The organism is Phyllobacterium sp. P5_D12 (assembly GCF_054049495.1).
Map to the genome: position 1 here is coordinate 1 of NZ_JBFUMG010000582.1, position 2,692 is coordinate 2,692.

At 57.4% G+C, this 2,692-nt stretch carries 2 protein-coding genes; both read left to right on the top strand.

Annotation, left to right across the window (positions count from 1 at the left end; genetic code table 11):
- Positions 1 to 743: MmgE/PrpD family protein (locus ACXJ5O_RS23800; RefSeq protein ID WP_457302062.1), on the top strand; the 743-nt coding region annotated here is incomplete at its 5' end.
- The coding region (gene acnA / locus ACXJ5O_RS23805; RefSeq protein ID WP_457302063.1) for an aconitate hydratase AcnA at positions 740 to 2,692 on the top strand (1,953 nt) is incomplete at its 3' end. The genes ACXJ5O_RS23800 and acnA, both read left to right, overlap by 4 nt.

The window sequence follows — 2,692 nt, forward strand, 5'->3', positions numbered from 1 at the left end:
AGGCTGGCGTGCGTATGGGCCAGCTAGCGCAGCGAGGTTTCCTGGGACCCCCTTTTGCCATAGACAGCCATTTCGGGCTGATCGACGTATTCGGAGGCAGTACTGCCGCACCGGAACGATTGGGCCGGGAACTCGGTGCAAACTGGGCGATCACCCAGACATGGTTCAAGGTTTTCCCGATCTGCGGCTGGATTCAGTCGGCCGTGCAACTTTTGCTTGAGTTGAGGGGAGCCGAGCCGCTGTCGCCGCGCGAAATCTCCAATGTTCGTATCGGCGTCAGCAAATATGCCGCTCAGAACAATAGCTCGCCAGCGCCTATCGATACGATGGGCGCGCAATACAGCATCCCCTATTGCGCCGCTCTGGCCCTGACCGGCAATCCCCGCGACCCGGATATGTTCGCCGTTTCAGCGGTAAATGATCCCATCATCAGGGAGCTTGCGAGCCGTATCGAGGTCGTTGTGGATCCCCGTATCGAGGCCGTCTATCCCGCGCAGTATGGGGCCAGCGTATCGCTAAACTTTGCCGATGGCCGTACCAGCGAAGGAATGGTGCTGGATTGCCATGGCACGCCGTCCGACCCCTGTACGGAGGAAGAAAGCCGCACCAAGTTCAAGCTTCTGACGCGAGGCCGGCTTGCGGATGAGCAAGCGGAACTGCTCACTGAACGCGTGAGGACACTAGGTGCCTTGCCATCTGTGCGGCTGCTTACAGAGACCCTTTCCTTGTCGAGGTCTGCATGAGTGTGTCGCTGCAAGAAATCACACGGCGCAAAATTGACGTCTCGCGTGATGAAAAACTGCATTTCTTTTCGGTTCCCGCTCTGGAAGAGCATGGAATAGGCAAGGTATCGCGACTGCCCATTTGTCTGCGGATCGTGCTGGAATCCGTTCTGCGCAATTTGGACGGTAAAAAAGTTCTGCCCGAGCATGTCGAGCGCCTCGCCAATTGGCAACCGAACGCAGCGAGGGACGAGGAAATACCATTCACCATCGGGCGTATCGTGTTGAATTGTGCCGCCGGTATTCCCTTGCTCGGCGATTTGACGGCTATTCGCGGTGCAATGATGAGGCTGGGATATCCCGCGGGGGTGGTCGGTCCGAAAGTGCCCGTGGACATGGCGCTCGACCATACTTTGACCGTCGATTATCACGCCAGGCCGGATGCCCTTCAGCTCAATACCGAGCTCGACATAAAGCGTAATGCCGAACGCTACCGCTTCGTAAAATGGGCGATGCAGGCTTATGACGGTATCCGGCTCTTTCCGCCGGGAGCCGGTATCCTGCATCAACTGAATCTTGAATTGCTTGCGCCGGGTTTCCTCGTGAAGGATGGCGTTTGCTATCCGGATACCCTGGTTGGGTCGGATTCTCATACCTGCATGATAGCGGGGCTGGGAACAGTCGGTTGGGGTGTCGGCGGGATTGAGGCCGAAGCCGCTATGCTGGGCGAGCCGGTCTTCTTCCTGACGCCAGATGTGGTGGGTGTCCATGTGACGAATGCGCTACGGGACGGCGTGACCGCGACGGATCTTGTCCTGCATGTCACTGAGATGATGCGCAAGGCCAAGGTCGTTGGAAAGTTCGTTGAATTCTTTGGTGAGGGTGTGGCAAAGCTAAGCGTGCCGGACCGAGCCACCATCGCCAACATGGCTGTCGAATACGGCGCCACCATCGGCTATTTCCCTGTCGATGAGCAAACTTGCAGCTATCTTCGGCAGACTGGGCGCACGGAAGAAAAGGTCCGCGCAGTTGAGAAGGTCTATCGCGCACAGGGCTGTTTCGGCGCGGTGAAAACCGGTGAGATCGATTATTCCGAGGAGCTGCAACTAAATCTGGCGGACGTCGTACCAAATCTTGCCGGTCCGAAGCGCCCACAAGACCGTGTGCCGCTCGATGACTTGAAGCCGCGTTTCGACGAAATTCTGCACGCGCCAATTGCCGATGGCGGCTACGGTAAAGTGGAGGCATTTGCGGGCGACAATGCGACAGGTGGCGATGAGCGCGCACACGTGGTTTCCGATGGTGACATTGTAATTGCCGCCATTACATCCTGCACGAATACATCCAATCCAGGGGTAATGCTGGCCGCCGGTCTGGTCGCCAGGAAAGCAGTGGCTCTTGGCCTGAAATCCCAGCCCTGGGTCAAGACCTCGCTCACCCCCGGCTCGAAAGTGGTCAGCCGCTATCTGGAGGCAACCAATCTGCAAAAGTCATTGGACGCGCTCGGTTTTGTGGTTGCAGGTTATAGTTGCGGAACTTGTGTCGGTGCATCGGGTCCTATCGATTCCGAACTGGAAAGCCAGATCGCCGCGCGCGATGTGGTGGCTTGCGCGGTACTGTCGGGCAATCGTAATTTCGAAGCACGCATCCACCCTGCCGTTCGCGCCTCGTTTCTTGCGAGCCCGCCATTGGTCGTTGCCTTTGCGATCGCTGGGCGTATCAATATCGATCTTGCAACGGAACCGCTCGGAATAGGAGCGGATGGACAGCCCGTTTATCTTCAGGATGTCTGGCCAACGCCCGAAGAACTGGCTGAGGCGCAAGCTCTCGCTGCAAACCCCGCATTTTATCGCGAGACCTATGCCGGTGATATTGCCGCAACCGATCCGAACTGGAAGAAAATACCGCAGATAACAGGCGAACTTTTTCCTTGGGAGGATGATTCCACCTATCTGAAGGAGCCGCCATTC